Raw genomic sequence first — 6,735 nt, forward strand, 5'->3', positions numbered from 1 at the left:
CGCCAGCGTTCATCCTGAGCCAGGATCAAACTCTCATAAAAAAGATTGATTCGTTCAGAATTAACACTTGGCTAATTCATCCCTTTTTACTGTTTTAAAGGATCGTAATCACTTCATGTATCGTTCATTTGAACGTTACATCCATGAATACTCATCGATCGTTCAAACAAAAATTTTATAAAACTTCATTTGAATTTTCGAGGATGTGTTTTACTGTTCAGTTGTCAATGTTCATTCTGTGTTACTTCTGTGCTGTCGCTGTATTTCGGCGACAAATGATACTTTAACACCGTAGGGCATGAATGTCAACCATGAATTGTAGATTTTTGAAGAAATTTTTTAACACTGATATTTCCTTCAAATATGCGTTTTTCACCCAGCGGCTCAACATGCCGCATGCTATTGTACCTATTGTTCAGGCAATTTGAGCATTTGTTGTGTCACCCTCAAGCTGATTGCTCCCACGGGCAGGTCTTTGCGGTTCTGATTGCCTGGTGCAGATCGTAACCATACATCATTTTATCCTTTGGATCAACGAACCCGTGCACCTTTTGTGGAACCTGTTCACACCAGAGAAAAAGGAATGCGCCGGTGAGACGTTTTTCTCAACCGACGCCATGATCTTCGATCCCGCTGAGATAAGGCGGGTATTTCAGCTTCACTCCAGATTAAGTTTCCTGTCGAGAACGATCCAGGTAACGATACTATAAATTGCAATTATCACAATACACCCCAGCAAAACGGACACCTCCGCTCCGATTGATCCCATCGCACGGAATAAACCCGGAAGGTTAATTGTTATGAAAAGGCTGCTGCCCAAAATGGCCATTATGATCAATTCCAGAATCTCAAATCCTATATACGTCAGAACCGCACCGATAATTCTGTGATCCGACCATAAATGTCCGATGGATATGGCCGCATATATCCGAACGATCGCAGCAACAGTCGAGGCAATCACAATAAGAACTCCCAGCACAATAGTTGCCGTATACGGCGCCGCCGCTTCAAAAACCTTTGAGACGATACTGCTGATTTCGATTTTCTCCATTTCCTCAGAAAAAGACGGGATCAGGAAAAATGGAATGACCGATGCAGCTGCCACGATTACGCTGAACAGGCTCCAAATGACGGAAGAAATAACCTTCGCCCAGATCAGGCTTCCCGTTCCCGTCGGCAGGGAAAACATCAGATATCCTTCCCGCCCCAGAAGATTTGTGTAAAAGCGCCCTACAGAAAGAATAATCGTAATAAGGAACACGGCCGCAATCAAAAGTACAAGTATAATGGTAAGCGCAACAGATCCTGCCGCACCTTCCGGGGACGAAAACAGACGGAAATCAATGCCCAGCAGTACCGCAACCACTACGATCGCCAGATAAACCGGAAACAGGATCCTTCCAAACGCTTTCATTTCATAACCGATTAACTTGCTCAGCATGCGAATACCTCCCTGAAATAATCATCAATGCTTCTTCCCGTTTCCGCGCGGAGATCATCTGCGTTCCGGTGAAGAAGGACTTTTCCGTTTTGAAGAAAAATCACCTCATCCAAAATCGATTCAATATCTGTAATCAAATGTGTAGAGATCAGAACCAATCCGTCCTCGTTATAGTTTTCCAATATTGTATGAATAATGTAGTCCCTCGCCGCCGGATCCACGCCGGCAAGCGGTTCGTCCAGCAGATATACCTCTGCCTTGCGGCTCATGCACAAAATCAGCTGCACTTTTTCCCGGGTACCCTTCGACATCTTTTTAAAGTTCAAATTGTAGTCGATTTCCAGCTTATCCATCAGATTTTCAGCCTTAACCCGATCAAAATCGCTATAGAAAGCTTCAAAGAAATCCAGCAGCTCTTTTACCTTCATCCAATCCGGAAGAAAATCCCGGTCCGGAAGGTAAGAGATCATTTCCTTTGTTTCCTTTCCCGGCTGCAATCCGTGAATTAAGATTTCCCCGGATGTCGGCGTAAGCAGACGCTCAATCAGCTTGATGAGCGTCGTCTTTCCGCTTCCGTTCGGCCCCGCCAGCCCGATGATTCTCTGTTTTTCCAGAGACAGGTTCACCCCATTCAGCGAAACCTTCGTCCCATATTTTTTTACCAGATCCCTGCATTCTATTTCTGCCATTATTTTTCTCCTTACATCCTTTTCTATGAAAAATAAATATGATTTTCATTCACTGCTCTTATTAACATTCTCATCTTCCTGTGGTCTCCACCGGCTGACTTCAGAAATGATTTCCTCTCTTGTCATACCAAGCCGCGAAAGCTGTGTGAACAATTCCTCCACATACCTCTCACTCAGGCTGCTTCTTAATTCCTTCATCTTCGCCTCATCCTCCGTCACAAATCTTCCGCTTGTCCGCTGTGTATAAAGCAGCCCTTCCTGCTCCAGCTGCGTCATCGCCCGCTGCATCGTATTCGGATTCACCCCTGCCTGCGCAGCAAGGTCTCTGACCGAAGGCAGCTTGCTTCCCGGCGGAAGCAGTCCGCCAGCAATCCGGGTTTTTATTCCTTCCATAATCTGAAGATAAATCGGAATACCGTTCTTAAATTCCCATGCCATCTGTATAACCACCTCCCTACGGCCTTGCAATCATCTCTTTCGCATGTCTGTATTAGTTCCTTAGTACACTAGAACAATATCACGAGTACTCGTCTGTGTCAATAGATTAATACAATATGACAAAAAAATAATTTCAACATGATTCTACATGCAGACAAACATTCATTTTTGCTCTTTGTAAGAAGCAGTACACATCTGAAGATTCCGCGGTATTTTCCATCATCAACGAGATAAAACACGCTGCGCGAGTTTTATCTCGTTATCGCGACGCTCGCCGCACACGAATACTTCGCATTCGACTGCGGCTCACTGTTCGCGTAAAAAAAGACCTCTGCAGTATCCGCCTGAGGTCTCCTGAATCAAATGCTTTCTATTCTCTTTTACTTTTTCCTTTCCACTTACTGCGGTTGCGCAAAACGAAACTACAAACAGAAGCACGATGCTGCTTTTCCCAAAGAAAAATGCAATCACGTACAATAAACCCGTGGCAAGCTGCGTCATCATCAGTGCTCTGTGGCCGGACGTGAACTACTCCGACTTATAGAAGTCGGAGCTTCCTGCTTCAACCACTACTGCGTTGGCTACGATGGGTACGTAACGCAATGTCTTACACAATGTCTACAGGCGTACCGGAGAATCCTCAGGTAATACTTTTGAGCATGCGGGCAGGTACGCCCCCAACAACCGTGTTTTCAGGTACATCACGCACTACAACCGCACCCGCTGCGACAACAGAATTATCTCCAATGGTTACTCCCCTGGTAATAACTGCATTTGCACCAATCCAGACTCTTTTTCCAATATGGATAGGTGCGGGATGCATCTGATGTCTTTTTTCCGGGTTGAAATCATGGTCCAGTGTTGCAAGCACAACTCCTGGTCCGATCAGGGCATCATCGTCAATAAAAATTCCGCCCTGATCCTGAAATTTACAATCAGAATTGATGAAGACGTTTTTTCCTACTGTAATATTCTTTCCAAAATCCGTATAAAAAGGAGGAAACAGCCCAAATCCCTCTCCTACCGGTTTTCCGATAATTTTGGAGAAGAGCTCCGCGATTTCTTCCGGCTCATGAAAACTGGTATTTAATTCCATGGTCAGCTTCTGGGATTCGCGGCTATAGTAACGCATAGTCTCTATAGCCTCCTGATTTTCGCCAATAGTATCACTGGTTTTAAAGTACTCAATAAGCTTGCTTAGTCCCATCAATATTCTCTATCTCCTTCATTCTGTGATACTTCTGCTTCTCCCGATACATCCACTGATCCGCAATTGACCTGAGCTTCTCCGGATCGTTTCCATCTCTGGAAGAAAGCGCATATCCCGCACTAACACTGACATAAATCAGATGACTTCCCACAACAACCGGCGCCTCAAAAAAGGATTTGATGCCCCGAATAATGTCCCGATATCCGTCCTCCGTAAAATCATCTGTTACAAGAAGAGCAAATTCATCCCCGCCAAGCCGATAAGCTGCATATGGCACCGACGCAGAAAGCCTCTTAGCCACCTCCACCAGAACATCATTACCGGTCTGATGACCATATTGATCATTAATCTTCTTGAAGCAGTTGAGATCAATATAAATAATTCCGAATCCGCATCCGTTCGACGCTGCCCGCGCGGCAGCGGCAGCGGCATCCGTGCCAAACCTTCGTCCGTTTAACAGCATGGTTAGACTGTCATGCTCTGACATCGACACAAGCTTCTTCCGGTCCTCTGAAATCATCAGAACCAGATATACCAGCGCCGTGATCAGAACACAGATTACCGAGCCGAAATAATAGTAATTTTTCAAGGAATCGGTAACCTGCCAGCCTTTTTTCGGCGTCACATCCAGCCGCCAGGTGCAGCCACCATTTACAAAGGAAACCGTCTCAGGCTTCACCAGGTATCTTTTTGAAGAATTCACCAGATGATATTTTGTTTCCAGCGGATTTGTCTTATATAGGTGGTAATCATATCCGAAGGAACTCAGGGAATTCAGCGCTGCCTGAAATGCCTTGGAAACACGGATAATCGCAATGGTAAAGCCCCAGAAGTGCTTCTTCCCGTCCTGCCCGTACAGATAAACAGGATTCCGCACCACGATACATGAATCACCCCGTTTCATCTCTATCGGCCCCTGAACCACAATCGCGCCAGACGTTTTGGAATACTCACATATTTCCCTTGTTTCCTTATCCTGGAAAAGATCTTTCTTATCCGAGTATCCGGCATTCTCAGGATATGTCTCCTTGACGATTCCATCCGGAGCCAGCTGCAGGCAAGCCACTTCATTACGGCCGTACAGCATATTCCTGGAGATCATGGTAAAATTCCGGATTTCTCCACTGTCGCTGTCCTGCAGCAGTAATTTCAGCGTCTGGGTGATATCCTTGCACTGATCAATGTCTGCGTTAAGCTCGCTTATCCGTGCCTGCTCGCTCAGACGGCACATCTCTCTCATCTGTGCTGCGGATTTTCTGCGTACCGCCCCGATAAAGAGCCATAATGCAGCTGCACATAGCAAAAAAACGATACCGGTAATGATCCACCTTTTGCGGAGTGCGCTCCCCCTCTTCTTTGTCTTTTTGTCCAAATTTTTCTCCTTCTGCGCAAATATATTAGTATATAGTAACATATTTTGTCGCAGAAAGCACGAATTAGAGGAAAAACAGCGTGTAATTTTCAGATACCACATCGCTCTCTGTAAAACGTCATCTAAAGCCTCTTTTTCAGACCCATTTTCGCGGCTTTTCGGGTATTTCAGGGCACGAAAATGTCGCATATTTGTCGCACGAATCCGTTTCCGGGCAATAAAAAATACCGGAAACCCTTGATTTCAAAGGATTTTCCGGTAAAAGTTCAATGCGGAAGATGGGACTTTTTCCGCAAAGCCTTTATTTATAGGGTTTTTTACCGCATTGACCCGTACTTTGACCCTTTCAGCCTGTTTTTATATGTACGGCGTTTATCGCTTCAACTTTTCTACTCCTCATAACGTGCGTGTACAGATTCAACGAAATAGAAACGTCTTTGTGTCCCAAAACCTCACTAAGTGTTTTATAATCGTCTGGTCGCTGTTCAATAAATCTCGTTGCGTATGTTGCGCGGAAAGCGTGACATGTAAACTCTTCAATTTCTGCCTTCTTGCAAATGCGTTTTATTGATCTGTTTACGGTATACTCTCGGAGTATATTTTTCTCTGGTGACGGAAACAATAATCCCGTGTAATTCTCACCAAAGACAAACAAATTATACTGGTACTGGTTCTGTATGATTTTATTCACTTCATCAGTCAGCGGTATGTCGCGCGTGCCGCTTGTGGTCTTCGTATCCTGTCCCACCTCATAGCCGCCCACTGAATTTCGTATAATTGATCTGCGAACGTGTATATAGCCCTCTCTGGAATCTATGTCTGTCGGATACAAGGCGGTCGCTTCTCCAATCCTCATCCCGGTATTTATCATGAGTTTGAACAGATTCAGATAATAACTGTCCGCTGCCGCCGCGAAAAATTTCTCGGTTTCTTCCTCAGTCAGTGCCCTATGTTTACCATGTTCATTGTCTGTAATTAATGGGTCTGTTCTTCGCAACGGTTTCAACGCTCTACAAGGGTTTTTATCTATGGTTTCATCTATCAAAGCTGAATTAAAAACATGATTCAGATGTGCAAAACAGTTATTCAGATATTGTGGTGTCTTCCCACTGTCTAGCAATATTTCACGAGCCTTTTCAATATCTTTTCTGCGAATGTCGCGGATTCGCATTTGACCAAAGGAAAGTCCCTTTCTAAGCTCCGTGTGCGCTATGACATTATACTGTATTGTTTGTGCTCGAATTGTAGATTCTTTGATTTCTCGGCTTCTAATTCTTGTGAATGTTTCATAATAACTATCAAGTTTTGGATTTTGATAGTTTTCTTCTGCTTCTTGTAATTCTTTCAGCTTTTCAGCTTTGAGAGTTTCAAGTTCTGACCGATTTTTCGAATATACATAATAAACTTTGTTTTGATATGTGAATGACGCTCTAAAACGCCCGTCAGCACGCTTTTTAAGTCTTGGCATATAATTTTCGTAAGCGGTAAACCGCCAGTACCTTATTAAAAAATACAGCTGCCATTTCTGGCAGCTGCAAGTTGCTAGTTAAGTTGTTTCCTGCATTCCGCCGGTAGATCCTGAGAC

6 protein-coding genes are annotated in these 6,735 nt (G+C 44.4%); all 6 read right to left on the reverse strand.

Annotated features, from left to right (window positions below; all coding sequences use genetic code 11):
- Positions 1-658 precede the first annotated feature (658 nt).
- Positions 659-1,441 carry a hypothetical protein gene (locus ACTQZS_RS15170; RefSeq protein ID WP_441476566.1) on the reverse strand — a complete coding sequence of 261 codons (783 nt, stop codon included), beginning with the start codon at positions 1,439-1,441 and terminating at the stop codon, positions 659-661.
- Positions 1,435-2,130 carry an ABC transporter ATP-binding protein gene (locus ACTQZS_RS15175; protein WP_441476567.1) on the reverse strand — a complete coding sequence of 232 codons (696 nt, stop codon included), beginning with the start codon at positions 2,128-2,130 and terminating at the stop codon, positions 1,435-1,437. Before ACTQZS_RS15175 ends, ACTQZS_RS15170 begins: the two co-directional genes overlap by 7 nt.
- A gap of 45 nt (positions 2,131-2,175) precedes the next feature.
- Complete coding sequence (locus ACTQZS_RS15180) at positions 2,176-2,568, reverse strand: GntR family transcriptional regulator (RefSeq protein WP_441476568.1); 393 nt, start codon at positions 2,566-2,568, stop codon at positions 2,176-2,178.
- A 640-nt stretch (positions 2,569-3,208) separates the two neighbouring features.
- The gene (locus tag ACTQZS_RS15185) at positions 3,209-3,775 is read right to left on the reverse strand and encodes a DapH/DapD/GlmU-related protein (protein WP_441099149.1); all 567 of its coding nucleotides are present in this window, start codon (positions 3,773-3,775) and stop codon (positions 3,209-3,211) included.
- Positions 3,753-5,150 (reverse strand): diguanylate cyclase domain-containing protein, encoded by a 1,398-nt coding sequence (locus ACTQZS_RS15190; protein WP_441476569.1) that lies wholly within the window; start codon positions 5,148-5,150, stop codon positions 3,753-3,755. Before ACTQZS_RS15190 ends, ACTQZS_RS15185 begins: the two co-directional genes overlap by 23 nt.
- 346 nt (positions 5,151-5,496) lie before the next feature.
- Positions 5,497-6,618: a tyrosine-type recombinase/integrase gene (locus ACTQZS_RS15195; protein WP_441476570.1), complete on the reverse strand. Its 1,122-nt coding sequence runs from the start codon at positions 6,616-6,618 to the stop codon at positions 5,497-5,499.
- Between the last annotated feature and the right edge of the window lie 117 nt (positions 6,619-6,735).

Origin of the sequence: Bilifractor sp. LCP19S3_H10, assembly GCF_052119185.1 — a bacterium.
Classification (GTDB): domain Bacteria; phylum Bacillota; class Clostridia; order Lachnospirales; family Lachnospiraceae; genus Bilifractor.